The sequence below is a fragment of the Bordetella hinzii LMG 13501 genome, from assembly GCF_001548475.1.
Lineage (GTDB): Bacteria > Pseudomonadota > Gammaproteobacteria > Burkholderiales > Burkholderiaceae_B > Bordetella > Bordetella hinzii.
Window position 1 is genome coordinate 1 of the sequence record NZ_LRUJ01000028.1, and the last position, 25,677, is coordinate 25,677.

Genomic DNA, 25,677 nt, shown 5'->3' on the forward strand with positions numbered 1-25,677 from the left:
GGCGGTGGCGGCGGGGGAGGCGCCGGGCAGTACCTGGCGCCGAAGCAGTTTAGCGTGACGCCGGGCGTAGCCCTCACCGCGACCATCGGGGCTGGGGGTGCCAACACCTCCAATGCCGGTGGCAATACCGCATTGGGAGGGCTTTTCCCGGCACTTACCGGTGGTACCGGAGGGCTGAACGCCACGAATGACTTTGGCGGCGGCGGCGGGATTCCCGGCGGTTCCCATGGCGTCTCTGGCTCAGTCAATGTCGTCACTGGTGGCGGGGGCACGGGGGCCGGAACTCGATTCGGGCCTGGTGGACGCGGAGGAGCCAGAAGCGGTGCTGTCGGCACGTCTGGCTATAGCGGCGATAGTCCCCCGAGCACGTCGTACGGTGCGGGCGGAGGCGGCGGCGGCGGCGGATACAACGGCGCGAACAGCTCTTCGGGCGGTGCCGGCGCGCCCGGCGTAATCATTGTGAGGTGGTAATGAGCGAAGCGATCAACCATATTGTGGTCGATGACGAGAGTAATGAAGTCGTTAACGTCATCCTACTGGAGCCGGAGATGGTGTTTGCCGTGCCGGGGCATAGTGTGACGCCGCAACCCGAAGGGGTGGGCATAGGCTGGCGGCGGGTGCCCGGAGAGACCGTCAGCTACGTCAAGTCCAACGAGCCGGTGGCGGACCTTGCCCAACTCAAGGCGATGCGCCGAATCTTGATCAATCAGTCCTTTGCTGCGCGCTACCAGGTCTTGACCGAGGGCTATCCGCAAGGGGAGAAGGAGACTTGGCCGGATCAGAAGAGTGAGGTTCTGGCCTGGGCCGCCGATCCGGCGGCGGCTACGCCTTATCTGGATGGCATCGCGGCGCAACGCCAGATGGATGTCCAGGAGTTCCGGCAGCGCACGCTTGCCAAAGTGCGGCTTTTCACGGCGGTCAGTCAAGTGCTGGTGGGTCGGCGTCAGCGCTATGAAGACCAGATCGACGCGGCGCAGTCAGCCGAAGCGCTGGATCTTATTGTCTGGGAGGACGATGAGCCGCCGGTTCACGGGGAGGCCTGACCATGGGCGTGACAGCCGATATACAAAAACTGGAGCCCGGGGTGCTGGTCCGGCTCTTCGAACTGGACTGCAGCCGGATCGGCGGGGATGTTCTGCATTTTCATGGCTATCCGCAGGCGGGGTCCTTGTTCTGGAAGGGCGTGGAATACCGTCCTTGGGCGATCGAGGCGCGCGACTTCGAGCGCACGGGCGATGCCCGCCAGCCGGCACCCACGTTGGCCGTGGGGAATATTGGCGAAACCGAGAGCGGGCAGCGCACGGGCGTCATTTCCTCGCTTTGCCTGGCCCTGGACGACCTGGTTGGCGCCACGCTGACCGTGCGGGAGACCCTGGGGCAATACCTGGACCCAGCCAATTTTGCCGGGGGCAACCCAAGCGCCGATCCCAGCCAGGAGTTGCCTACTGAGGTCTGGATCGTCGAACAGAAGACCTCCGAGACACCGGAGGTGGTCGAGTTCGAGTTGTCCAATGCCTTGAGTTTTGATGGTCGCAAGCTGCCAGGACGGCAGATCACTGCGAGTATCTGTCATTGGCTGTGGATAGGGGGCTATCGAGGACCGTATTGTGGTTATAGCCACAACGCCTATTTCGATGCGCAGAACACGCCGACCCGGGACCCGGCACTGGATCGTTGCCCGGGCCTGGTGAGCGCCTGCCAATTGCGCTTCGGGGCGCAACAGGGCGTGCTCCCCGTCGAGGCCGTGATCAACTTTGGCGGCGCGCCATCAGCAGACAGGATTCGATGATGCTAAAACGAACCGTGAAAGCCATCGCGGCCCAGGCCGTGGCGGAATACCCGCGTGAAGCTTGCGGGCTCATCGTCATGGTCGGCCGCTTGGAGCGTTATGTGCCCTGCCGCAATACCGCCCATGGCATAGATCATTTCAGCATGGCGCCGCAGGATTATGCGGCTGCCGAAGAAATGGGCCGTATCGTCGCCGTCGTCCACAGCCATCCGGACGCATCTGCCACGCCATCGGCGGCCGACCGAGTGGCTTGCGAGGCGTCCGGTTTGCCGTGGTTCATCGTCGCGGTCCGCAAGGACGAAGATGGAAAAGTGGTGGCCGGTGAGGTTCGCGGATTTCGTCCGGAAGGTTATCGGGCACCGCTGCTGGGCCGTCCTTTCGAGCACGGAGTGCTGGATTGCTATTCCATCATTCGCGATTGGTACGCGCGTGAGCGCGATATTCCTCTGCCAGATTTTGAGCGTCAGGACGGCTGGTGGAAGGGCGAGCAGGAGCTTTACCTTGCGCACTTTTCCGAAGCGGGATTCCGCGCGCTCGATGACGGCGAGCCCTTGGCTACGGGAGACGTCATCCTGATGCAGCATCACAGCGAGCGTACCAATCATGGCGGCGTTTTCCTGGGCAGCGAAGGCTTGGCGGAGGCGCCGTGTTTGCATCCCTTGCCGGACGCTATGTTGCACCATCTTTATGGCCGACCTTCCGAGCGAGTGGTGTATGGCGGTTATTGGCGAGAAATCACGCGGCTCAGGTTGCGCTATCAAAGCGATGAGCCATCGGGCCTTCGGGCCCATTCTTTTTTGGAAGCCGAGCAATGCAAGAGTTGAGAACAGTGCGCATCTACGGCAGGCTGGGTGCCAGGTTCGGGCGGGTGCACCGGCTTGCCGTCTCTTCCGTAGCGGAGGCGGCGGCGGCCTTGTGCGCGATTATTCCGGGCTTCGAGAGGGAGTTTCTTGGCGCGGCGGGGGGCGGCGCGCGCTACGCGTGCTTCATTGGACGGCGCAATGTCGGCGAACAGGAAATCCACGACCCCTCGGGATCGGGAGATATCCGGATCGCGCCGATCCTGGCGGGCGCCAAGCAGGGCGGTTTGTTCCAGGTGGTGTTGGGCGCGGCGCTTATCGCTGCGTCGTTTATTCCAGGAATGCAGGGGTTCACGATTACGGCGGGGCTTACGGCAAAATCCATGGCCCTGAGCATGGGTGTTTCGATGTTATTGGGAGGGGTGCTGCAGATGATTTCGCCCCAGCCTCGGGGCCTGTCGGCCAAGGACAACCAAGGCAATGGCGCCAGCTATAACTTCAACGGGCCCGTGAACACGGCGGCACAGGGCAATTGCTATCCCGTCCTTTACGGGGAGATGTTCGTCGGCAGTCAAGTGCTGTCGGCCGGCATTTTTTCGGAGGACAAGGCATGAACATGAGCACAATAGAACACACTGGGGCGCAAGCCCCTTTTTCTTTGGCGCCCGGTCTGGCGGGAGGCTTATGCCGCGGTGGCGTGCGCATCGTCGGTCATAAAGGCGGCAAAGGGGGAGGCAGTGCGCGGGCGCCGGTGGAGGTCCCAGATAACCTGCACAGCGTGGCCTATGCCAAGGTCTTGGACGCGGTATCCGAGGGGCCGATCTATGGGCCGTTGGGCGGCCTGTCCAATCTGCTGCAGCACGTGTATCTCGACGGCACGCCTGTCCAAAATGCCGACGGCAGCCTGAACTTCCAGGGAGTGATGGCGGATTTCCGTAGCGGCACTCAGGATCAGGACTATATTGCGGGATTTCCAGCTTCGGAGAATGTGATCGGCGTGGACGTGGAGCTGCGTTCCGACCAGCCCTTCGTGCGCCAAATCATGAATACGCAGCTATCGGCCCTGCGGGTGACTTTGCAGTTTGACGGCCTGTCCAAGGCGAACACCTCCAACGGCGACATCAACGGTTATCGCATTGAGTACGCGGTTGACATCCAGACGGACGACGGCGCTTTCGTGACAGTGCTCCAGGCCGCCGCCGACGGCAAGACGACTTCCAGCTATGCCCGTACTCACCGGATCGATCTGCCCAAGGCGAATAGTCATTGGAACGTCCGGATCCGGCGATTGACTCCCAATGCCAATAGCAGCACCATCGCCGATGCCACGCGCATCCAGTCGATGACCGAAGTCGTAGACGTCAAGTTGCGACATCCGATGACGGCCTTGGTTGGCATCCAAGTTGACGCCAGCCAGTTCCAGTCGGTGCCGCAGCGCGCCTATCACTTCAAGGGCCGTATCCTGGCAGTACCGGCCAATTACGATCCGGAGTCGGGCCTGTATTCGGGCACTTGGGATGGCGCTTTCAAGCAGGCCTATTCCAATAACCCGGCCTGGGTGTTTTACGACCTGGTCGCCAACGAGCGCTATGGCCTGGGAGCGTTCGTGCCGGCTGCCGGCCTGTCGATGCTGAAGTGGGCGCTCTATCCCATCGCGCGCTATTGCGACGAGCGGGTGCCCGATGGCCTGGGCGGCCAGGAACGGCGCTTCAGCTGCAACACCTATTTGCAAAGCCAGGCGGATGCCTACCGTGTCTTGGCCGACTTGGCCAGTATTTTTCGTGGCATGGTGTATGAATCCAGCGGCGCAGTCATGGCCGCGGCGGATATCCCCGCCGATCCCAGCTATACCTTCTCGGCAGCCAACATCATCGATGGCCGGGTCAGTTATACCGGCTCTCCGCTACGCAAGCGCCATACCCTGGCGCAGGTAAGCTGGAATGATCTCAGTGATATGGGGCGCGCCAAGGTCGAGGTGGTCAACGATCCGGAAGGCCAGGCACGGCTGGGTATCCGGCCCATCGAGCTGACGGCTTTCGGGTGTACTTCCCGCGCACAGGCCGTACGCGCGGGCAAATGGGCGCTGCTGACCTCGCAGCGCGAGACGCAGGCGGCGACCTGGCAAGTCGGCTTAGACCAGGCGTTGGTCGCGCCGGGCAAGGTGGTGCGCCTGGCCGATCCCAATCGCGCCGGGCGCCGTATCGGGGGGCGAGTCCGCAGTGCGACGGACACGGTGCTGACAGTGGATGTGGAACTGGGCGTGCGGCCGGGCGACCGGTTGGTGGTGAATCTCCCCAGCGGCGTGAGCGAATCGCGTGTCATCTCCGAGGCCGTGGGGCATTTCGTCACAATCGACAACACGACCTACACCGTCGATAGCACGGCCCTCACTGCCGATATGGTGGGGATGCCGGGCTCCACCTTGTCCATCACGGTAACGCAGCCGTTCTCCGAAAGCCCGGCGCCGGAGGCGATCTGGTCGGTGGAGTCCGAACAGTTGTCCACGCAGTTGATGCGCGTGATTTCCGTGGCGCGCAAGGATGGCATGACAGCGGAAATCGCGGCTGTGCAACATGAACCGGGCAAATTCGCGGCAGTCGACTACGGCACCAAGCTCGATCCTCTGCCCATCACAGTGATCCCGCCGTCGGTTCAACCGGCGCCCAGCCAATTGGCGTGGTCCTCCTATTCGGTCATCAACCAGGGCATCGCACAACACAACGCGGTCATCTCCTGGAAGCCGGCGGATGCGGCTATTGCCTATCAGGTGCAATGGCGGCGCGACAATTCGGATTGGATAGAAGCCGGGCGCAACGGCAGCTGCGAGTTGACGCTGGAGAATATCAGGGCGGGCAGCTATGTCGCGCGGGTCAGGGCAATCAATGCAGCGAATATTCCCTCCGTCTGGGCGACGTCCATGGAGACCCAGCTCGAGGGGGATCTGAGCGCACCGCCGGCTTTCAAGGTGTTTACGGCAAAAAGCCTGGTGTTTGGTATCCAGCTGGACTGGGGATTTCCGGAAGGGGCGGCGGTGATCGAGCATACCGAGCTGCGTTACGCCGAGACGCCCGACTTCAATGATGCGATCCTGCTGGGAACCTTCCCCTATCCCCAGAAATCGCACACCCTGATGGGCCTGGCCGCGGGCCGGCGGCTCTGGTTTTGGGCACGTCTGGTGGATAAGCTGGGTTTGCCCGGGCCCTGGTATCCGAACGGGCAGGGCGTGGCGGGCGCGGCCAGCAGCGACGCTAGCGAGATCCTCGGGTATCTCGAGGGCAAGATCGGGCGCGACGAGATGGCCCAGGGCCTTTTGGGAGAAATCGATGGCTTGAGCGGCAGTGTGGGCGCCTTGGACGCCAGACTGACCGAGGAGCATATCGCCAGGGTAAGCGAGGATGGGGCGCTCTCGGAGCGCATTGATACGGTGATCGCCTCGACCGAGGAAGCCGCCGCCGCGGTCCAGGAGACCAAGACGGCCTTCGCCGATGTGGATGGCAAACTCAAGGCGGAATGGCGGGTGCAGACGCAGGCGACCGTCAACGGCACCAAGTACGTAGCCGGCATGGCGGCCGGGGTCTACACCACGGAAAACGGGGATGTGCAGTCTTCCTGCTATTTCCTTGCCGACCGCTTTGCGCTCCTGACGCCGGGAAAGGACGGCAGCGAGCCTGATACGGTCGCCGTGCCTTTCGTCGTCGAGAATGGGCAGACCTTCATCAACCAGGCTTTCATCGGGCAGGCAAGCATCACCGATGCCCAGATCCAGAGCCTGAACGCTGCCAAGATCACGGCCGGCACGATGAGCGCCGACCGCATCGAGACAAACAGTTTGACTGCCAAGCTGGCCAATGTCGACACGGCCTATATCAAGACGGCCAACATCGGCGTTGGCAATGTCGACCGCTTGCGTATTGCAGCCGGCGCGGTGACGGGAGCGGTGAGCAGCGTGAATACCAACACGGCGTCGGCGACTTCCTATGACGTCTGGAATGACGTGATGACAATTCCGCTCGGTATCACAGAGAACACCAGCGGTATTCTGGGCTTGCGCCTGGACCAGTCCAAGCGTCTTGGAAGCGACGCCGTTGCCCGCTATCGGATCTTGCTCAACGGCAACGTGCTGGCCGTCGGCGATGGCAACGTCAAGGATACGGGCGTTTGGTACAACGTCATTTCGGGGCCCAACGGGACCTTGGCCATGTCTTACAACCCATTGCCGGCAGGTTCTTCTTTGAAAGTCCAGATTTCCTTGGCGACCTTCCCTGAGGGCGGGGGCTCGAACGCTGCCTATACCTACGCCAGGCTTTCCGTTGACATGATCACCTACTACCGATGACAGCAAATAGACATTACTTTCTGGCCGACGACAACGGCAAAGTGGTCGGTTCCTACTACGTTGACGAAGCGACCCATGCGGAGTTGCTCAGGTCGGGTCTGGCGCTTCGCGAAGGCCATGCCGACCTTGAGCGCCATTACGTGGTGGATGGCCGGCTGACCGAACGCCCGGCATTTCCTTGCGAGCTCGATGGCAAGCGCATCGTCAACCTTGTCGAATCCTGCGTCATATCAATAAATGGCGTGGACTATGACTGCGATGAAACCGAGGTGGAACTTGCATTCGCCTGGCCAGGGTATTACCACTTGCGGGTGATCCCACCTTGGCCCTATCTGATGAAGGAGTACACCATTGAAGAAAATTCTGCACCGTGACCCCTATGCGGCGGCACGTCGCGCAGCGTATCCCCCGATCGGCGACCAGCTTGATGCCATCATGAAGCTGGCCACTCAGCTCTGGGAGCAGGGTGTGCCTATGTCAGATGATGTGACGCAGTGGATATCTGCTTGCCAGAAGGTCAAGGACCATTACCCGAAGTGAACACCGTTCTGGTCTGCCCGCCTTGCGCGGGCTTTTTTTTATCCATGGGGGCCGCAATGCGAACCCGGGAAAGGAGCGTGTCCATGGAGCCGGGAACTACGGGAGCAGGGGGCTGGTTGGCCCTCAAGCTGGGGCTGGCCTTCGGGCTGCCGGCGGCATGCGCGGCCATTTTGGGCATGTTGATCATGCCGCCCAGATCGGCGCGGGAGTTTGTCACACGCACGGTCTGCACGGTGGTGAGTTCTTTTGTTTTTGGTCCGATGCTGGCGATTGCTGTGCTGTCCTGGCGGCCTACGCTGGCCGATGCCGCATTGTGGCTGGCGCAACGCAGCGGGTCAGGCGATGAGCCCTTGCTCTCGCTGTTCTATGTCCTTGGCCCGTGCATGCTTCTGGCCGGCTTGCCGGCTTGGTGGGTGTTGGGGGCCTACATGCGATGGATGGCTCGCATGCGCGAGCAAGGCGTCATGGCCTGGTTTGACGAATTGATCGGACGCAGGCGCGGCAAAGAGGAGTGAACGATGTTTCAGTTGACGGATCGGGATCGGTCCCGCCTGGCCGGCGTGCATCCGAACCTGGTGGCGGTGGTCGAAATGGCGGCGCGCCGCTATGAGCCGCGCTTCATGGTGGTCGAGGGGGTGCGCGCGCCCGAGCGGCAGCGCGAGCTGGTCGCCAAAGGCGCGAGCCAAACCCAAGACAGCCTGCATTTGCGCCAGCTTGACGGCTGGGGCCGAGCCGTGGACCTGGCGCCGCTGGTGGAAGGAAGTGTCCCCTGGAATGAATGGGGGCGGTTCGCCGCGCTCGCCAACGTCATGAAGGACGCTGCCGCCGAGTTGGGCGTACCAGTGGAGTGGGGCGGCGATTGGAGGACGCTCAGGGATGGGCCGCATTTCCAGATTCCACGCGATTGGAAGGGGAGGCGGTGATGGGGGTAACGATGGGAGTGATACAGGCCGTGGGAGGCTGGAAGGGCTATGCCGCGACCGCCCTATTGGCCGCGGTGACCGCGGGCGTGTTCGCATGGCGGATACAGGCTGCCCGCGCCGACCGCGCGCAGGCGCGTATAGCGGTGCAGCTGGCCCTGGCGGAAAGCCGCTACGCACAGGAGCGGGAAGCCCAGACACAGGCAGTGTTGAGCGCGGTCGAGGCCGCGCGCCAGGAGAGCGGGCGGCGTCTGGCCGCCGTGGAGAAAGAGCGTGAACATGCCCGGAAACAGGCTGCTGCTGCGGCCGCTGATGCTGCTGGCCTGCGTGCCGATCTTGAGCGCATGCGCGCCCGCGCCGACGCGCTGGTTGGAGCCGCAAGCGGCGCAGATCCCGCCCTTGCCGGGAGAGGCGCGCCAAGAGACGCTTCCGCCGATATGCTCGCCTACCTGCTCGGCAGGGTTGTCGATCGAGCTGCGGCGCTTGCAGGCGTTGCCGACCGTGCCCGTATCGCCGGATTGAGCTGTGAGCGCAGCTACGACGCCTTGGGGCCTGAAAAGAATCCCTAGGGCCGCGTGGCGAGGTATTTGCCCGGCGTGAAGCCGAAGGTCTGCCGGAAGGCGTTGATATAGGCGCTGACGCTTTCGAAGCCGACGTCCCAGGCGACCTGCTGGACGTCCCGTCCTTTGGCCAGGCCATCCAGTGAGTTGAGGATACGGGCGACCTGGCGGTACTTGGCGATGCTCATGCCGACGGCTTGCGTCCAATGGCGGCTCAGGCTGCGTGGGCTGAGGCCGGCCCAGAGCGCGAGCTCGGCACCGCTGCGCGGGTCAGCGGGGTTTTGCATCAGGACCCGGGCGATGGCGCGCAGGCGCCGGTCCTCGGGCAGCGGAAGCGAGAGCTTCTGCTGCGTGGCCGCATGGAGTTCGTCGAGCAAGACCTGGCTCATGCGCTGATAGGGCGCGGCATGCCAGTCCGCCGGGCCGCTTTCGGCCAGGCGTTCGACCAGGGGTTCGAGCAGCCGCGAGCAGGCCAGCAGGGCCGGCCCTTCGGGCAGGCCGGCGACCTGGTCGGGCCGGACGAAGACGGTCCAGCCTTTGACCGGGCCGGGGCCGACGATGGCGTGTTCGAAGCGGGGCGGTATCCAACCTACGCAGCGGGGCAGGCTGGCAAACAGCCCTTTGCCGGTCCTGACCGTCATCATGCCTTGCGAGAGGCAGTAGAGCTGGCCGGAGTCATGGCGGTGCTTCCGGGCACCGGCCTGGTCGAATTCATGCGAGAGGGAGAGCGCCAGCACACCAGGTGCCTGCGGCGAGTCCACCCATTGGCGCATGTCCGGGGCAGGCCCGGGGTCTTGACTGGGCGGCGGCATGGGCGCTTGCATCCTCCTATTGTCGGGATGATGGCATTGTGCAGCGCGGATTGCTGGCGCAGTTGGCTTATTTTGCCACGTGATAGTGATTATTCGCCACTATCGCTGCATGGATAGCGGATGCCCCCAGTGGCTGTTTCAAGACATTGGGGGTGGGCGCGCAATACCGATGTCGGCGCCATCGCCAACATGGAATCCCGGACGATCGCCGAGTTCGGCCTTGGCGGCCGGAGGGCTGTTGTATAACTCCAGAACGCTCTGGCCCTGGCGGTGGCGTCCGGGCAGCGGGGCATCGATGGAGTGACCATGGCGGCGGATATGGGTGGCAGTGGTTTGGTGCAGGTTCTGACCCTGTTGGGCGCCGCGGTGGTCGCGGTTCCGCTGTTTCGCAAGCTGGGCCTGGGGTCGGTGCTGGGGTATCTGGCCGCGGGCCTGGCCATCGGTCCCTTCGGCCTGGGGTTGATCCGGGATGACGGCACCTTGCTGCATGTTGCCGAACTGGGCGTGGTGATGTTCCTGTTCGTGATCGGGCTGGAAATGCGCCCTTCGCATCTGTGGGGGCTCAGGCGCCAGATATTCGGGCTGGGCAGCGCGCAGATCCTGGTTTGCGGTTTCCTGCTGACCGGCGTGGGCCTGGCCTTTGGTTTTTCGCTGCCGGTGTCTTTTGTGTCGGCCATGGGTTTCGTGCTGACGTCGACGGCCGTGGTGGTGCAGATCCTGGGCGAGCGCGGCGATATCGCCCAGCCGGGCGGGCAGAAGGTGGTGTCCGTGCTGTTGTTCGAGGATTTGATGATCGTGCCGCTTTTGCTGATCGTGGCGTTCCTGGCGCCGGCAGGGGCGGCGCCGCGCGAGGCCGGCGAGGTCTTGAAGGGCATAGGTATCGCCGCCGGCGCGCTGGCCGCGCTGATCGCGGCCGGCTTGTGGCTGCTCAATCCCTTGTTCCGCATCCTGGCTCGTGCCAAGGCGCGCGAGGTCATGACCGCGGCCGCCTTGCTGGTGGTGCTGGGGGCGGCGGTCCTGATGGAAAAAAGCCATCTATCCATGGCCATGGGCGCCTTCATGGCCGGTGTGTTGTTGTCGGAGTCCAGTTTTCGCCATCAGCTCGAGGCCGATATCGAGCCGTTTCGGGGGCTGTTGCTGGGGCTTTTCTTTTTGGCCGTGGGCTTGTCGCTGCGCCTGGACGTGGTCTTGGCCAACTGGCCGCTGATCTGCGCTGGCGTGGTCGCGATGATGGTGGTCAAAGGCCTGTGCATTTACGCGGTGGCGCGCGTCTTGCGTAGCTCGCGTGCCGAGGCCCTGGACCGCGCGATCCTCATGGCCCAGGGGGGCGAGTTCGCGTTTGTGCTGTATCAGGCCGCCAACCAGGGGCAGGTGATCAATGATCAGGTCAACGCCAATATGACGGCCATCATTGTGCTGTCCATGGTGTTGACGCCGCTGGTGGTGCTGGCTCATGCGCGCCTGGCGCGCAAGCCGCAACCCTCGCTGGAAGGCGTGGAGCCGGCGCGTGATCTCAAGGGCTGCGTGCTCATCGTGGGGTTCGGCCGCGTGGGGCAGATCGCCAGTCAGGGTCTGCTGGCCAGCGGCGCCGAGATTTCGCTCATCGACAATGATCCCGAGGTCATCCGCAACGCGGAAAAGTACGGCTTCAAGGTGTATTACGGCGATGGCGCAAGAAGTGATGTGTTGCGCGCGGCGGGCCTGGACCATATGCAGGTGGTGCTGGTCTGCGTCGACGACAAGGACGCCGCCACGCGCATTGTCGAAAACGTGCATGACATCAGCCCGCAGACCAAGGTGCTGGTGCGTGCCTGGGACCGCGAGCATGCCGTGGCGCTGGTCAAGCAGGACGCCGACTATGTGGTGCGCGAGACCTTCGAGTCGGCCATGCTGCTGGGCCGCGAGGCGGTGCGCGCGCTGGGCGCTTCGGATCTGGAGGCGGACGAGTACATGCAGGAGGTGCGCCGCCGCGATGCCGAGCGTTTTGCCCTGGAGACCACGGGCGGGATTTTTGCGGGGCGGGATCTGATACTCGGCAATATGGCCAGGAAACACCCCTGATGGCGCGCCGGGCCGGCGTCAGTACCGTGTGTGCCGCCCAAAAGGGACTTCGCCGGCATCGGGCGGGTTGAATTCGGGCGCCTCGCCATTGAGGTCGGCGACCTGGATCTGGGCCAGCCGGGTGGCTTCGGCGATGGCTGTCTGGGCGGCAGGGTAGTGTTGTTCGATGTCGATGCGCTGCTCGCCGCCGTCGGGTGCCAGCAAGATGTAGGCGATCCGCCAGTCGCCATCGTGTCCGGTCGGCCGTTCAACGCGGAAATCCCATTTGCTTGCGGTCATAGTGCCTCCTTGTCGACACAGTCATCTTATCCCGGGCGCCGCGGATTGGCTGTCATATTCTGCTACAATTTGCCGTTGTTGCAGTCGTCTGGTTTCTTCATGTCTGTTCCCCTGGCGGTATCCCCAAGCGAGTCTCGTCTCTTCCCCGGAGCGGGCGCCGTCCGCGGGATGGGCGGCTGATGCCCGCCGCGCCCGTCCAGGCGGGTGCCATGGGCCGCATGCAAGGCTTGATAAAGGCCTTGGCCCGCCGCGATCCCCACACGGCCGGCCATTCCCGCCGCACGGCAGGTATTGCGATGGTCCTGGGCGAGAGCGCCGGCCTGGATATGGCGCAAAGCTATGTGCTGGGCGCCGCGGCCCTGCTGCACGACATCGGCAAGCTGGCGGTGCCCATACGCATTCTCGAATCCCGTGGCCGGCTGGATCGCGTGGACTGGGCCCGCATGCAGGGGCACTCCGCCATGGGCGCGCGCATCGTTCGCGCCGCGGCCTTGCCATTGGGCGAGGAGATCGCGCGCGCGGTGCGTCATCATCACGAAAATGTCGATGGCAGCGGTTATCCCGATGGCCTGGCGGGCGAGGAGATCGCGCTGGCCGCGCGCATTATCAGCCTGGCCGATGCCTACGATGCGATTTCGTCGGCGCGTTCCTATCATGGCGAGCGCACGCATGCGCAGACCATGGGCATCCTGGCCGGCGAGGTCGGGCGCAAATGCGACCCGGCGCTTTTCGATCTGTTCATGCGCGAGGCGGAGCCCCGGCTGGCGGGGCGCAAGCCCTGGCCCGAGCGCGAGGTCGCGGCCCGCCGGGCCATCGCGCGTTATTGCGCCGCCGCGGCCTGATCCACGTCCGGTTTGCCGTGCATGCACATCAGGGTCTGCTGGCCCACGGCCACCAGCGTGCGCGCGTCGCCTTCGAGGCCAAAGACTTCCATCTGGCAGATGGTCAGGCTGCGGCCATGGCGCAAGACCCTGCCCACGGCTTCCAGGTGGTCACCGCGCGCCGGCGCCACGAGATTGATCTTGAACTCGATGGTCAGTACCGAGCTGTCCTCGGGGAACAGGGTGTAGCCGGCATAGCCGCCCGCCGTATCGGCAATGGCGCTGGTGGCGCCGGCGTGGAAATAGCCATGCTGCTGGGTGAGTTCGGGGCGAAACGGCATGCGTATCCTGACCATGCCATGGGCCACCTCGGCCAGCGTGGCGCCGAGGTGCCGCATCAGGCCTTGCCGTTCAAAACTCTGGCGGACGCGGGCTTGCTGCCCGGGTGTGAGTACAGGCGCGGTGGGCGCGGTCATGGCGGAGGTTCTCCGTGGCGTCAACAGGCCCCCAAGCTTAACCGCGCCGGCCGGCGGCGGCCTACTTGATACCGATAAAGGGCAGGGCGGCGCCCGGCACCTGGGTTTCAGGCAGTTTGCCGTCCCATTTTTCCACGGCGTTCAGATTGACCAGATTGGTGTTGGTCGCCAGGGCGCGCGCCTTGGCCTCGATCGCGGCGGCCTCGGCGTCGCCGCGCAGCTTGATGCCGTCGGCCTCCGCCTTGAACGCCGCCACGCGCGCCTTGGCGGCGGCCTCGGCCTGGACGACCTGGATTTCGGCCTGGATTTCGGCGGTCTGTTTCTGTTGCCGCGTGGTTTCGATCTGCACCTGGGCCAGCATGCGCTTTTCGATGCTGTCTTCATAGGCCTTGGAGAAACCGACTTCTTCGATCTGCACGCTGACCACGGTCACGGGCACCTCTTGCAGGGCGGCACGCATGGCGGCGTTGGCGTCCATCCCCATCTTCTCGCGCTGCTGGATGGCGCTGGCGGCGGTGTACTTGCCGAACACATTCTTGATCACGTCGTAAGTGCGGCGCTCGATGACGCGCTGCTCGAGATTGCCCAGCGTCTGGTATTCGGAGTACAGCTCCGAGACTTTTTCGGGCGGCACTTGATAGGTGATGGAGACGCGCAGGCTGGCAGGCTGCTGGTCATAGCTGTAGGCTTCGAGCGCGGCCGAGCCCTTGCCGCCGAAGGTAATGGTGTGGTCGCGCACCGAAATGGTGTGCACGGTGTCGATCACCGGCATCTTGAAGCCCAGGCCGGGCTCCGCGATGCTGACAATCTTGCCGTTGCGCAGCACCACGCCGCGTTCGCCCTGGTCCACCTGGAACCAGGAGCCGAAGGTGATCATCAGGATCACCACGAAAACCACGAGTGCCAGCACACTCCATTTGACCGCGCCGCGAGCTTGATCGGCGACGGCCTGGAGTTGTTCTTTGTTTGCCATCTTTACGGATCTCCTGCTATCGATTGCCGTTGCGTTCGGCGAAATAGGCTTTGATGCCCTTGACCAGAAAAAAAGCGACGACCGCCGCCCCGATCAGGATCAATACGGTGCGCATGGTTATCCCTCCCTTATATGGACGCGGCCGAATGATAGACGGCCAAGCGGCAGCGAAAAGATAGGATTTCTGGCTGGCACGCGCCAAGCCATGGCGGCATGGCCTGTTTTATGGCGGCGCGAGGCCGCGGCCTCGCCGGATGGGAGCGCTAAGTCGCTGTCAGGGAAGGATATTTTCCGGAACCGATAGGGTGTGCCGGTGCGAAAGAAGATGTCGCCACATGGTACATTTCGACAGATTCTTGGCGAGCGTCTCAGAGCCGCTCTTACCGTCCGGGCAGCGGATCCCGGTTGAGCAGCAACCAGCCGGCGATGCCCAGCATCGCCGCGCCCAGCAGGCCTTCCTGCAGGCGCAAAAACCAGGGGTTGCGCATCAGCCAGCCGCGGATGCGCGACGCGCCGTAGGCAAAGCAGGCACCGGTGCCCAGGCCCAGCATCTTGGACACCAAGGCCAGCAGCAGCATCTGCAGCCAGACCGGGCCGCGGGCCGGGTCGGTGAATTGCGGCAAAAACGCCACCAGAAAGAGAAATACCTTGGGATTGAGCAGGTTGGTGAACAACCCCTGCCAATACGCATCGCGCGCCGACCCTGCCTGCGTGCCCGCGGCCAGACCCGCCGCCGGCCGGGCGCAGCGCCGCAGGGCGCGCGCGCCCAGATAGACCAGATAGAGCGCGCCCAGGATCTTGACGGCCGAAAACAGCAGCGGCGAGTGCTGGAACAGGGCCGCCAGGCCCAGGACGACCAGCGGGATCTGCACAAAGCCCGCCGACCATGTGCCCAGCACGCTGAGCCAGGCAATCCGGAACCCCTGCGTCATGCCGCGCGTCAAGGTCAGGGCCATGTCCGGGCCGGGCGTCAGCTTGAGCGCGAGGTCGGCGGCCAGGAAGAGCAGAAGGGTCTGCAAGGTGGGCATGCTGGGCAGGGCGGAAAGCGGAAGACCGCAGTGTAGCCCGCGCCCGGCCTAGAAGGCATAGCCGAGGTCGAGGCCGACACGTTGGCTCCGCGCGCCGCTGGCCAACATGGCGTCGTAGGCGAGCCCCAGGCTGAGCGCCTCGCTGACCTGGGCCTGCAGGCTTACGCCGGTTTGCAGGCGGCCCCGCGGCAGGTCCCATTGGGCGCTGCGCGCCTGCGCCAGCGGCCGGCCCGTGAAACCGCCCCGGGCGCGATAGTCGCGCCGGTCGAGGTCGTGTTGCCAGGCCAGCCGGCCCACGGCGTGCATCGGCAGACCCGCCAGCGCGAAGCGGTATTGGGCCGTCAGTCCGGCCAGCAGCGTGGCGGTGGTGTCGCTGCTGCCTTTGGCGCGCAGGCCCCAGCCGCCGGCGCCCGCCTCGCGGAAGGCGCTGCGCTCGCCTTGGCCGAGGGCCACGCCGAGTTCCGGCGTCAGGGCCAGGCGGCTGGCGGGCTGCCATTGGCGACCCGCCGTCAGACGGGCCTGCCTCAGCCGCAACTCGGGGGCGGCGCCGATGCGATGCACTCCGCGGCCCAGGGAGAGATTGCGCGTGACTTCCTGGCGATCCCTGCCATAGCCCGCAACCAGATCGAGATAGCCGGTTTCTGTCTTGCCCAGGCGCGCACCCAGCAGGACACCATGTCCGCGTCCGCGGACGGTATCGAGCGTGGCCCGTTCATAGCTTTCGATGGCCTTGCTCCTCATACCGTAGACCGCAGCGCCCAGGGTCCAGTATTCCGAGACCGGCAGCACGCCGCCCAGCAGGCTTTCGAGGCGCGACTCGTGCAGTCCTTCGAAGGACTTGGGATGCCAATGGGTCTGGCGACGGCCGGCGTCGGTGAACAGCATGGGGCGGCCGGAGGACAGGGCCCGGCGCAAGGGATCCAGCGTCGCGGCGTGATCCAGGCTGGCCTGGGCGGCGGTGTTGGCGTAGATGGCGCCGGACAAGGTGTAGAGCGCGTGGGCCAGACGGCCGGCGCGCGCGGCGCGAGGCAGGGCCGCGGCCTCCTGGAGCATGGGGGCGTGACCTTGCATCAGGTCCTGCCAATTGCCACGCAGGGCGGCGCGCGCGTTGCGCTGTGCGTCCCGCACGGCGTCGGGGGCGCCGGCCAGGCCGGCGCCGGCCAGCATGGCCGGCGCTGGCGGCAGGCCGCCGAGGGCGGGAGCGGTGGGACGGCCGGACGAAGCCGAAGCGGAGGAGTTGGCGGCGATGAGCAGGGCCAGCCCTGCAGCGAAGGGTTTCATGGCGGTTGGCGAGCGAGGTGATTTCTTGTGGATCACCGCGCTATATCGAAATAAAGTGAAGTAACGAGATAGAATTCTTCTCGTTGGACACGGGTTTCGATCGCCCGGCCTCGTCTTATCAGACTGAATAACATCAAGTCCGAGCAGGCCGGCTGCGTGACGGGGTTTATCAAAGACTTTTCCTACAGACTTAATGGAATTGGCTTAGTCCAAAGACCATCATGAATGTCCGCGCTTTGCTTTTGAGCTGCCTGATCTTGTTGTTGGCCGGCTGTGCCGGCGGCTCGAACCCGTTCGCCCATCCCGGGCCGCCGCATCCGGGCGCGGCCAATCCCTACAGCAGCGGCGGGTTTCATGATCCCGGTCCGAACTATCCGGATACCGGTCGCTGACAGCCGGGCGTGGCCGCTTGCTGGCCGCCAGCGGTAGCTGCCGTAACGGGGACAGACTGTTGTTTTCAGGTGCGCTTTGACGAAAAAGCGGGCGTAGGATGGCGAAAGAGTTGGTAGCTTTATGTGTTAACTGGCGTGGTGCTGCAATAATTGCCCAAGCTAGGACACCTAGGGCCATCCGATGAAGAACTTCACGCTCCGCCAGCGTTTACTGGTCAGTTTTCTGGTCATTCTCGCCATCATGGGGCTGACCTCGGGCCTGGACTACAACCGCCTGCGGCACATCGAGGAGCAGGTCTCCATCATCAGCGCCGACGCGGTGCCGGGCATCTACTACAGCACTTCAATCCGCGCGGCCTGGTTCGGCGGCTTCGTCGGGCTGCAGGATACCTACGAGCACGAAGATCCCGAGCAGCGGCGCAACGGCTTGCAGTCGGTGCCGGAGAATGACCGCGCGCTGGATGAGTTCGTGCGGGCCTACGAGCAGACCATCATGCGGGAAGACGATCGGGAACTCTTCAAGGCTTTCCTGATTGACTATGCGGCCTACAAGACCCTGCGCGAGCGCGTGCTGACGGCGCAATCCATTGCCGAACCGGAGGAGGCGCGCCGCTTCATCCGTACCGAGCTGCGCCGCGCCTTCAATGCCGGCCGTGACGTGCTGGCGCGCATCGTGGCCGAGAACAAGGCGCAGGCCGACGCCTCGACCCGTGGCATCCAGCTCACCGTAGACAACGCGCAGAAGGGCATGCTCGTGTCGCTGGCGCTGGCCATTGTGGCCGCCATTATCTGCGGCTATTTGCTGATGCGCGCCATCGACAAGCCCATGCGCGAGATCGTCGCCACGCTGGCCGGCGTGGGCGGCGGCGACCTGACCGGACGCATGCGCCTGGCGCGGCGCGACGAGTTCAACGCCATCGAGACAGGCTTCAATGGCATGGTGGAGGAATTGGCCGGCCTGGTGGGTCGCACGCAGCGTTCGGCCGTGCAGGTCGCGACCTCGGTGACCGAGATCGCGGCCACGGCCAAGCAGCAGCAGGCCACGGCCTCGGAAGTGGCCGCCACGACCACCGAGATCGGCGCGACATCGCGCGAGATCGCGGCTACGTCGCGGGATCTGGTCCGCACCATGGACGAGGTTGCGGGCGCGGCCGATCAGACCGCCCAGCTGGCCGGTCGTGGCCAGATCGGGCTGGGCCGCATGGAAGACACCATGCGCAATGTGGTGGGCGCGGCCGGCTCGGTCAACGGCAAGCTCGCCGTGCTCAATGAAAAAGCCGGCAATATCAATCAGGTCGTGACCACGATCACCAAGGTCGCCGACCAAACCAATTTGTTATCGCTCAATGCCGCGATCGAGGCCGAAAAGGCCGGCGAGTATGGCCGGGGCTTTGTCGTGGTAGCGACCGAAATCCGGCGTCTGGCGGATCAGACGGCCGTGGCCACCCACGACATCGAGCAGATCGTGCGCGAGATCCAGTCGGCTGTTTCGGCGGGTGTCATGGGCATGGATAAATTCTCCGAGGAAGTGCGCCGGGGCATGGCCGATATGCAGGAGGTCGGCGAGCAGCTGTCGCAGATCATCCAGCAGGTGCAGACGCTGGCGCCCCGCGTGCAGATGGTCAACGAAGGGATGCAGGCCCAGGCGGTTGGCGCCGAACAGATCAACCAGGCGTTGCAGCAACTGGGCGATGCGGCCCAGCAGACGGTCGAGTCGCTGCGCCAGTCCGCGCAGGCGATTGACGATCTGACCGTCGTGGCCAATGACCTGCGCAGTGGCGTTTCCCGCTTCAAGGTGTAGCCGCCATGAACGGCCCGTCCGTTGAATCCTCTGCCCGGCACGGACGCGGGCGCCTGTATCTGGCGTTCCGTATCGACGGGGACCGGTACGCCCTGGATTGCGCGCAGGTGGTCGAAGTGCTGGGCCGTGTGCCATTGAAGCAGCTGCCGGGCACGCCCGACTGCGTAGCGGGCCTGCTGGACTATCGCGGCCATCCTGTGCCCGTGATCGACGTCAGCGCCGCGGCCGGCGCGGCGCCGGCGCCCCGCCTGACCAGTTCCAGGCTGGCCGTGGTGCACTATGCGCCCGACGGCCGGGAGACGCCTCATTTGCTTGGCTTGATACTGGCGGGGGCGACGGATACGCTATGGCTGGACCCCGACGGTTTCGAGCCGGCGGGATTGCGCCAGGACGGCGCGCCCTTTCTGGGACCTGTCATCCGCGATGGGCTCGGCCTGATCCAGCGCGCCGACGTCGGCCTCATGCTCGGGGAGGCGGTCCGGGCAATGCTTTACCCGGAGGCGTCATGAGCGGAGCCGATTTCAGCGGACTGCTGAAGCGCCGCATCGGCCTGGATTGTGCCTCCATTGGTCAGGCCGCGGTCTTGCGCGCCGTAAGACTGCGCATGCAAGCCATAGGCGAGAAGGACGAAGCAGGCTACTGGTCGTATCTGCAGGCCAGTGAAGAAGAGATCCGGCAGTTGATCGAAGCGGTGGTCGTGCCTGAGACCTGGTTCTTCCGTTATCCGGAATCATTATCGGCGCTGGCGCAATTGGCGCTGCGGCGTGGCGGCGAGCTGCGCCTGCTCAGCCTGCCTTGCTCGACCGGCGAAGAGCCATATTCCATCGCGATGGCCCTGCTCGACGCGGGCTTGCCGCCCTCGGCCTTCCGCATTGACGCGGTCGACGTGAGCGAGCGCGCCCTGGAGCAGGCGCGCATCGGCCGCTATGGGCGCAATGCCTTCCGCGGCGGCGAACAGGCCTTCCGCCAGCGTTATTTCAGCAGTGACGGCCAGCTGTCGCGAGCGGTGATGGACTGTGTGCGCTTTGTGCATGGCAATCTGTTCGACGCCGGGCTGCTGTCGGCGCTGCCGCCTTACGATTTTGTGTTTTGCCGCAATCTGCTGATCTATTTCGACAGCGCGACGCAGACCCGTGCGTTGGCGGTGCTGACCCGGCTGGTGCGGCGTGACGGCGCCATATTTGTCGGGCCGGCCGAAGCCAGCCTGCTGACCGCGCGCGGTCATCCGGCCTTGCCGCCCTCGCGGGCTTTCGCCTTCGCCGCGGCGCCAAGCCTTGCGCCGCCTGCCAGCGCCGCACCCCGGACGCGCCTTGCCCCACGCCCGGCGCCCAAGCCGCCCAAGCCGCCCACGCCGCCCACGCCGCCCACGCCGCCCACGCCGCCCACGCCCGTCCCGGCGCCGGCCCGGATTGCCTTTCCGCGGCTTGGCGCCGCGGCCGACGGCGAGTCCTTGCGCGAGGTGGCGGCCCTGGCCGACCAGGGCAGGCTGGAAGAGGCTTGGCAAGCCAGCGAGGCCCATCTGCATCGTCATGGGCCCAGCGCCCAGATCTGGTATCTGCGCGGGCTGGTCAAGGATGCGGCAGGGCAGGCCGGGCCGGCGCAGGAGGCTTATCGCAAAGCCCTCTATCTCGATCCGGCGCATCGCCAGGCCCTGTTGCAATTGGCCGCCCTGCTGCAGGCTGCGGGCAACCAGGAAGAGGCGCGCCGCCTGCGGGCGCGCGCCTCGCGCGGGGAGGCCCCGCATGGCTGAGACCCTGGACGATTGCTGGAACCGCATCGGCGTGCAGGGCGACCAATCCTGCGCGCGCCTGCCCCTGGCCGTCCATTGCCGCAATTGCGGGGTCTATGCCGCCGCCGCGAAGGCGGTGCTGGATCGCCTGCCGCCACAGGAGGTCGCGCTTGCGCCCGCGCCGGCGCGCACCGCCGCCGCCACGCTGATGGTGCTGGTGTTCCGCGTGGGGGCGGAGTGGCTGGCGCTTCCCAGCCGGTCGCTGGAGGAAGTGGCCGCGGTGGGGCCGGTGCATCGGCTGCCGCATCAACGCCATCCGGCCATCCTGGGCCTGACCAATATCCGCGGCACGCTGACGCTCTGCCTGTCCCTGGCGGCCTTGTTGGATCTGGCCGGCGAGCCGCGCAGTGCCCGGCCGCGCATGCTGATTTTCGGCAAGGGCGGGCGCCGTCTGGTGCTGCCCGTGGATGAGGTTTCCGGCATTTACGGTCTGGATGGCGCGACGCTGGAGCCGCTGCCCACCACCGTACAGTACGCGCCGGCGCGCTTTTCGCGCGGCCTGGCGCGTTGCGGCGGCCGCCTGGTTGGCGTGCTGGACGACACTACCCTGATGCAAGCCCTGGAGCGCTGCCTCGCATGAACCCGGAACAAATGCGCGATGCGTCGTTGCTGGAATTGTTCCAGATGGAGGCCCGCAGCCAGGTGCAGGTGCTCAACACCGGGCTGCTGGCGTTGGAGAAGGACCCCGCGGGCATGCACCATATCGAAGCTTGCATGCGCGCGGCCCACTCGCTCAAGGGGGCGGCGCGCATCGTCGACCTGGAGCCGGCCGTGCGCGTGGCCCACGCCATGGAAGATTGCCTCATGGCCGCGCAGCAGATGCGGCTGCGGCTCGGCCCGGCCGATATTGACGCCTTGTTGCAGGGGGCCGATCTGTTGCAGCGCGCCGCCCAGTCCGACGCCGCTTCCGAAGAGGAGATCGAGGCCTGGTCGCGCCGCCTGCAATGCAGCGGTGAGCCGGCGGCCGCGGCAGCACCCGCGACGGTTGCCGAGCCCGCCGTCATGCCCGTGCTCCAGCGGCGCCAGGCCGACCGGCCTGACATCCAGGCGCAGCAGGGCGAGCGGGTGCTGCGCGTGACCGCGGATACCTTGAATCAATTGCTGGGCCTGTCCAGCCAGAGCCTGGTCGAGTCTCACTGGATCGCCCCTTGGGGCAACGGGTTGCAGCGCCTGCGCCGCTTCCATGCGCAGGCCTTGCGCGGACTGGAGCGGGCCCGCGCGGCGCTGGAGGCCGGGCAGACCCCGGCGGACTTGCGCCGGGCGCTGGATGAGGTGGCGGGCGGACTGCGCCAGGTACAGGACGAGCTGGGCCAGCGCGCACAGGAAGTGGAGCACTTCGGTTGGCGTCTGGGGGATTTGAGCCAGCGGCTGTATGACACCGCGCTGGCCTGCCGGATGCGGCCGTTCGGCGACTGCGTGCAAGGCCTGCCGCGTGTGGCGCGCGACTTGGCGCGTTCGCTGGGCAAGCAGGCGCGCCTGGAGATCCTGGGCGAGGATACCCAGGTCGACCGCGATATCATCGACAAGCTGGACGCGCCCCTGATGCAGCTCGTGCGCAACGCCGTCGACCACGGCCTCGAAACGCCTCAGGTCCGTGCCGCCACGGGCAAGGCGCCGGAAGGCCGCGTCGTCCTGGGCGCCCGCCACGCCGGAGGCCGCCTGGTCATCGATGTGGCCGACGACGGCGCCGGCATCGATATCGAAAGCCTGCGCCAGCGCGTGATCGACCGTGGCCTGACCGATGGCCAGACCGCGGCGCGGCTGTCCGAGGCCGAGCTGCTGGAATTCCTTTTCCTGCCGGGGTTCTCGACCCGGGGCGAAGTGACCGAGATCTCCGGCCGCGGGGTCGGGCTGGACGTGGTGCAGAGCATGCTGCGTCAATTGCGCGGCAGCGTCCGGGTCCAGCAGCAGCCGGGACAGGGCACGCGCTTTTCGCTGGAGTTGCCGCTTTCGCTATCCGTCGTGCGCGGCCTGCTGGTGGAGGTCGGGGGGGACATTTACGCCTTTCCGCTGGGCGCGGTGTCGCGCGCCTTGAACGTGCCGCGGACGGAGATCGGCCAGTTGGAGGGACGGCAGTATTTCCGTTTCGAGGATCAGTCCATCGGCCTGGTGTCCGCGCGCCAGGTGCTGGGCCTGGGGGCCGAACCCGCGCCGGCCGAAACCTTGAGCGTCGTGGTGATCGGCGACCACGGCGCGCGCTATGGCGTGGCCGTGGACCGCTATGTGGGCGAGCGCACGCTGGTGGCCCAGCCGCTGGACCCGCGGCTGGGCAAGGTGCGCGACATATCGGCGGGCGCGCTGCTCGACGATGGCACGCCGCTGCTGATTCTGGATGTCGAGGACTTGCTGGCCTCGGTGCGCCAACGGGTCGAGGGCGGTGAAGTGCCGCGCATGGACGGCGCGGCGGCCAACGCCCCGGCCCGCGCCCGGCGCCGGGTGCTGGTGGTGGATGATTCATTGACGGTGCGCGAACTGGAGCGCAAGCTCTTGCTCAACCGTGGCTACGATGTCGCCGTGGCTGTCGACGGCATGGAAGGCTGGAATATGCTGCGCGGCGAAACCTTCGACCTGGTCATCACGGATGTCGATATGCCGCGCATGGATGGCATCGAATTGGTCACGCGCCTGAAGGCGGACGCCCGGCTGCGCGATACGCCGGTCATGGTGGTTTCCTATAAAGACCGCGAGGAGGACAGGCAGCGCGGGCTGGATGCCGGCGCCGACTACTACCTTGCCAAGAGCAGCTTTCACGACGACGCGCTGATGCAGGCGGTCGAAGACTTGATCGGGGAACCTGACAAGTGAGAATCGGTATCGTGAACGACATGCCCCTGGCCGTGGAGGCCTTGCGGCGATCGCTGGCCTACGAGGCCAGCCTGAGCGTGGCCTGGGTGGCGAGCGATGGGCTCCAGGCGGTGCGCCTGTGCGCGGCCGATACGCCTGATGTGGTGCTCATGGATTTGATGATGCCCGGTCTGGACGGCGTGCAGGCCACGCGCCGCATCATGGCCCAATCGCCTTGCGCCATCATCGTGGTGACCTCCGACGTCTTGCGCCACACGTCCATGGTGTTCGAGGCCATGGGGCATGGGGCGCTGGATGCGGTGGATACGCCCGTGCTGGGGCGCGGCGACCCGCGGGCTGCCGCCCGGCCCCTGCTGCGCAAGATCCGCAACATCGGCTGGCTGATCGGCAAGAAAACCGCGGCAACGGAGCGGGAGGTGCCCCCCGCGCCGGCCGAAGGCGAAATGCCGCTGGCGGTGATCGGCGCATCGGCCGGGGGGCCGCCCTCGCTGGCCGAGGTATTGAGGGCCTTGCCGGCCGATTTCCCGGCCGCGGTGGTGATCGTGCAGCACGTCGATGCCGTCTTCACGCCCGGCATGGCGGCCTGGCTCGACGAGCAGTCGCCCATGTCGGTGCGCCTGGCCGCCAGCGGCGAGCCGCCCATGCCGGGCACGGCATTGCTGGCCGGCTCGGACGATCATCTGGCCATGCGCGCCGATGGCACGCTTTTCTACACGGCCGATCCGCGCGAGAGCCTGTACCGCCCTTCGATCGATGTCTTTTTCCACAGTGTCGCCCGGCATTGGCGCGGCCGCGCGGCGGGCGTGCTGCTGACCGGCATGGGCCAGGACGGCGCGCGTGGCCTGAAAGCCCTGCGTGACCGCGGCTTCCTCACCCTTGCCCAGGATCGCGCGACCAGCGCGGTATACGGCATGCCCAAGGCCGCCGCCGCCATGGGTGCGGCCACCGAGATCCTGCCGTTGACCCAGATCGGGCCTCGCCTGCAGCAGGCCCTTGCTCCCGCCGCCTCCCGGCAATTACTCGACTAGGACCCAGAGCCATGCAAGCCCACCGTGCAGCAGACCTTCTTCCCGCGGGAATCGCGTTGCATCATGGCGCCATGGTGCTGCTGGTCGATGACCAGGTCATGGTCGGCGAGGCCATACGGCGGGCGCTGGCCTCCGAGCCGGACATCGAGTTCCACTATTGTTCGGACCCGGCCGAGGCCCTCAAGACCGCGGTGCAGATGCGGCCCACGGTCATCCTGCAGGATCTGGTGCTGCCCGGCGTGGATGGCCTGACCCTGGTGCAGGCATACCGGGCTCACCCGGTGACGAAGGACATCCCCATCATCGTCCTGTCCACACGCGAGGATCCGGTCGTCAAGAGCGCCGCATTTGCTTCCGGGGCCAATGACTACCTGGTCAAGCTGCCCGATGCGATCGAGCTGGTCGCGCGCCTGCGCTATCACTCCCGCTCGTATCTGGCGCTGGTCCAGCGCGACGAGGCTTACCAGGCTTTGCGGCAAAGCCAGCAGCAGTTGCTCGAAAGCAATATGGAGTTGCGCCGGCTCACCAATTCCGATGGCCTGACCGGCCTGGGCAACCGGCGCTACCTGGACGAGTACCTGGCCGCCGAGTGGGCGCGGGCGCACCGCGAGCAGCGTGAACTCAGCTTGCTGATGATCGACGTCGACCATTTCAAGCTGTTCAATGATCTTTACGGGCATATTGCCGGCGATGAAGCCTTGAAGCGGGTGGCCGGCACGATCTTTGCCTGCTGTGACCGCTCCAGCGACCTGGCGGCGCGTTTCGGCGGCGAGGAGTTTGCCATGGTGCTGCCCGGCAAGACGGCCGGCAGCGCCCGCCTGACGGCGGAGAAGCTGCGCCGCAATGTCGAGGCCTTGCAGATTCCCCATGCCGAAGGCGGCACCGGCCCGTGGCTGACGGTCAGCCTCGGCGTCTCGACCCTGGTGCCCGCATCCGACCGCCCTTATACCGATCTGATCGAGCAAGCCGACCGGGGCCTGTACGAGGCCAAGCGGCAGGGCCGCAACCGGGTGGTCCAGGCGCCAGACGGCTGAAACACCAGCCTGGGGACGGGCGGCTCGGCGATTTCGCCCCGGGCATGGCTTTTTTGGGGCCGGATACCTGCGCGAGAAAGTGTAATTTCTGGTAAATTGGCAAGTTAAATTGTCACACCTGAAGGGCAGACTCGCAGGGCTGGCCCGCCCTC

At 65.6% G+C, this 25,677-nt stretch carries 25 protein-coding genes; 19 read left to right on the forward strand and 6 right to left on the reverse strand.

Annotated elements, in window-relative coordinates:
- Nucleotides 1-470 precede the first annotated feature (470 nt).
- The 10 genes from AXA74_RS16875 (at nucleotide 471) to AXA74_RS16915 (ending at nucleotide 8,954) form a co-directional block, all read left to right on the forward strand.
- Nucleotides 471-1,043 (forward strand): hypothetical protein, encoded by a 573-nt coding sequence (locus AXA74_RS16875; protein WP_051593923.1) that lies wholly within the window; start codon nucleotides 471-473, stop codon nucleotides 1,041-1,043.
- Between the two features lie 2 nt (nucleotides 1,044-1,045).
- Nucleotides 1,046-1,789 carry a phage minor tail protein L gene (locus AXA74_RS16880; RefSeq protein WP_032978376.1) on the forward strand — a complete coding sequence of 248 codons (744 nt, stop codon included), beginning with the start codon at nucleotides 1,046-1,048 and terminating at the stop codon, nucleotides 1,787-1,789.
- On the forward strand, nucleotides 1,789-2,613 hold the full coding sequence (locus tag AXA74_RS23965; protein ID WP_080700927.1) for a C40 family peptidase: 825 nt from the start codon (nucleotides 1,789-1,791) through the stop codon (nucleotides 2,611-2,613). Before AXA74_RS16880 ends, AXA74_RS23965 begins: the two co-directional genes overlap by 1 nt.
- Entirely contained in the window at nucleotides 2,601-3,203 is a 603-nt protein-coding gene (locus AXA74_RS16890) for a tail assembly protein (protein ID WP_032978371.1), read from the forward strand. Before AXA74_RS23965 ends, AXA74_RS16890 begins: the two co-directional genes overlap by 13 nt.
- Entirely contained in the window at nucleotides 3,200-6,925 is a 3,726-nt protein-coding gene (locus AXA74_RS16895; protein ID WP_080700926.1) for a host specificity protein J, read from the forward strand. Before AXA74_RS16890 ends, AXA74_RS16895 begins: the two co-directional genes overlap by 4 nt.
- Nucleotides 6,922-7,299 carry a hypothetical protein gene (locus AXA74_RS24265; RefSeq protein ID WP_032978369.1) on the forward strand — a complete coding sequence of 126 codons (378 nt, stop codon included), beginning with the start codon at nucleotides 6,922-6,924 and terminating at the stop codon, nucleotides 7,297-7,299. The genes AXA74_RS16895 and AXA74_RS24265 overlap by 4 nt, the downstream gene beginning before the upstream one ends.
- The gene (locus AXA74_RS16900) at nucleotides 7,277-7,465 is read left to right on the forward strand and encodes a hypothetical protein (RefSeq protein WP_060833232.1); all 189 of its coding nucleotides are present in this window, start codon (nucleotides 7,277-7,279) and stop codon (nucleotides 7,463-7,465) included. Before AXA74_RS24265 ends, AXA74_RS16900 begins: the two co-directional genes overlap by 23 nt.
- Nucleotides 7,466-7,581: 116 nt before the next feature.
- Nucleotides 7,582-7,980: a hypothetical protein gene (locus tag AXA74_RS16905; protein ID WP_312026036.1), complete on the forward strand. Its 399-nt coding sequence runs from the start codon at nucleotides 7,582-7,584 to the stop codon at nucleotides 7,978-7,980.
- A 3-nt stretch (nucleotides 7,981-7,983) separates the two neighbouring features.
- Nucleotides 7,984-8,388 carry a M15 family metallopeptidase gene (locus tag AXA74_RS16910; RefSeq protein ID WP_032978359.1) on the forward strand — a complete coding sequence of 135 codons (405 nt, stop codon included), beginning with the start codon at nucleotides 7,984-7,986 and terminating at the stop codon, nucleotides 8,386-8,388.
- 11 nt (nucleotides 8,389-8,399) lie between these two features.
- Nucleotides 8,400-8,954, forward strand: coding sequence for a DUF2514 family protein (locus tag AXA74_RS16915; protein WP_230588814.1), 555 nt, complete (start codon nucleotides 8,400-8,402; stop codon nucleotides 8,952-8,954).
- Here AXA74_RS16915 and AXA74_RS16920 read toward each other — a convergent pair.
- A complete protein-coding gene (locus AXA74_RS16920) occupies nucleotides 8,951-9,757 on the reverse strand; it encodes an AraC family transcriptional regulator (protein ID WP_197723104.1) in 807 nt (268 codons plus the stop codon). The two genes, AXA74_RS16915 and AXA74_RS16920, sit on opposite strands and share 4 nt — an antisense overlap.
- Before the next feature lie 306 nt (nucleotides 9,758-10,063).
- Between AXA74_RS16920 and AXA74_RS16925 the strand changes: the two genes are divergently transcribed.
- On the forward strand, nucleotides 10,064-11,818 hold the full coding sequence (locus tag AXA74_RS16925; RefSeq protein ID WP_029578815.1) for a monovalent cation:proton antiporter-2 (CPA2) family protein: 1,755 nt from the start codon (nucleotides 10,064-10,066) through the stop codon (nucleotides 11,816-11,818).
- 18 nt (nucleotides 11,819-11,836) lie between these two features.
- Here the strand turns inward: AXA74_RS16925 and AXA74_RS16930 are convergent, their stop codons facing one another.
- Nucleotides 11,837-12,097 (reverse strand): hypothetical protein, encoded by a 261-nt coding sequence (locus AXA74_RS16930; protein ID WP_032964051.1) that lies wholly within the window; start codon nucleotides 12,095-12,097, stop codon nucleotides 11,837-11,839.
- Nucleotides 12,098-12,315: 218 nt separating this feature from the next.
- On the opposite strand from AXA74_RS16930, the gene AXA74_RS16935 reads away from it, so the two are divergent.
- Nucleotides 12,316-12,939 (forward strand): HD-GYP domain-containing protein, encoded by a 624-nt coding sequence (locus AXA74_RS16935; protein WP_230588813.1) that lies wholly within the window; start codon nucleotides 12,316-12,318, stop codon nucleotides 12,937-12,939.
- On the opposite strand, the gene AXA74_RS16940 is transcribed toward AXA74_RS16935, so the two are convergent.
- The 4 genes from AXA74_RS16940 to AXA74_RS16955 all read right to left on the reverse strand — a co-directional run bounded on the left by AXA74_RS16940 (nucleotide 12,918) and on the right by AXA74_RS16955 (nucleotide 16,676).
- Nucleotides 12,918-13,394, reverse strand: coding sequence for a PaaI family thioesterase (locus tag AXA74_RS16940; RefSeq protein WP_032955339.1), 477 nt, complete (start codon nucleotides 13,392-13,394; stop codon nucleotides 12,918-12,920). The two genes, AXA74_RS16935 and AXA74_RS16940, sit on opposite strands and share 22 nt — an antisense overlap.
- A gap of 61 nt (nucleotides 13,395-13,455) precedes the next feature.
- Nucleotides 13,456-14,271, reverse strand: a complete 816-nt coding sequence (locus AXA74_RS16945; RefSeq protein WP_223850570.1) for a prohibitin family protein — start codon at nucleotides 14,269-14,271, stop codon at nucleotides 13,456-13,458.
- Between the two features lie 476 nt (nucleotides 14,272-14,747).
- Nucleotides 14,748-15,395 (reverse strand): LysE family translocator, encoded by a 648-nt coding sequence (locus AXA74_RS16950; protein ID WP_029578810.1) that lies wholly within the window; start codon nucleotides 15,393-15,395, stop codon nucleotides 14,748-14,750.
- A 48-nt stretch (nucleotides 15,396-15,443) separates the two neighbouring features.
- The gene (locus AXA74_RS16955; protein ID WP_032978351.1) at nucleotides 15,444-16,676 is read right to left on the reverse strand and encodes an autotransporter outer membrane beta-barrel domain-containing protein; all 1,233 of its coding nucleotides are present in this window, start codon (nucleotides 16,674-16,676) and stop codon (nucleotides 15,444-15,446) included.
- A gap of 573 nt (nucleotides 16,677-17,249) precedes the next feature.
- On the opposite strand from AXA74_RS16955, the gene AXA74_RS16960 reads away from it, so the two are divergent.
- From AXA74_RS16960 to AXA74_RS16990, 7 genes are read left to right on the forward strand one after another with little or no spacing between them, the layout of a single operon-like run.
- Entirely contained in the window at nucleotides 17,250-18,869 is a 1,620-nt protein-coding gene (locus AXA74_RS16960) for a methyl-accepting chemotaxis protein (protein ID WP_060833233.1), read from the forward strand.
- Nucleotides 18,870-18,874: 5 nt separating this feature from the next.
- On the forward strand, nucleotides 18,875-19,378 hold the full coding sequence (locus tag AXA74_RS16965; RefSeq protein WP_029578807.1) for a chemotaxis protein CheW: 504 nt from the start codon (nucleotides 18,875-18,877) through the stop codon (nucleotides 19,376-19,378).
- Nucleotides 19,375-20,619, forward strand: coding sequence for a CheR family methyltransferase (locus AXA74_RS16970; RefSeq protein ID WP_032978348.1), 1,245 nt, complete (start codon nucleotides 19,375-19,377; stop codon nucleotides 20,617-20,619). The genes AXA74_RS16965 and AXA74_RS16970 overlap by 4 nt, the downstream gene beginning before the upstream one ends.
- Complete coding sequence (locus AXA74_RS16975; RefSeq protein ID WP_029578805.1) at nucleotides 20,612-21,238, forward strand: chemotaxis protein CheW; 627 nt, start codon at nucleotides 20,612-20,614, stop codon at nucleotides 21,236-21,238. Before AXA74_RS16970 ends, AXA74_RS16975 begins: the two co-directional genes overlap by 8 nt.
- Entirely contained in the window at nucleotides 21,235-23,463 is a 2,229-nt protein-coding gene (locus AXA74_RS16980; protein WP_032978345.1) for a hybrid sensor histidine kinase/response regulator, read from the forward strand. The genes AXA74_RS16975 and AXA74_RS16980 overlap by 4 nt, the downstream gene beginning before the upstream one ends.
- Nucleotides 23,460-24,491, forward strand: coding sequence for a chemotaxis response regulator protein-glutamate methylesterase (gene cheB / locus AXA74_RS16985; RefSeq protein ID WP_032978342.1), 1,032 nt, complete (start codon nucleotides 23,460-23,462; stop codon nucleotides 24,489-24,491). Before AXA74_RS16980 ends, cheB begins: the two co-directional genes overlap by 4 nt.
- An 11-nt stretch (nucleotides 24,492-24,502) precedes the next feature.
- Nucleotides 24,503-25,525, forward strand: a complete 1,023-nt coding sequence (locus AXA74_RS16990; protein WP_029578802.1) for a diguanylate cyclase — start codon at nucleotides 24,503-24,505, stop codon at nucleotides 25,523-25,525.
- Nucleotides 25,526-25,677 lie beyond the last annotated feature (152 nt).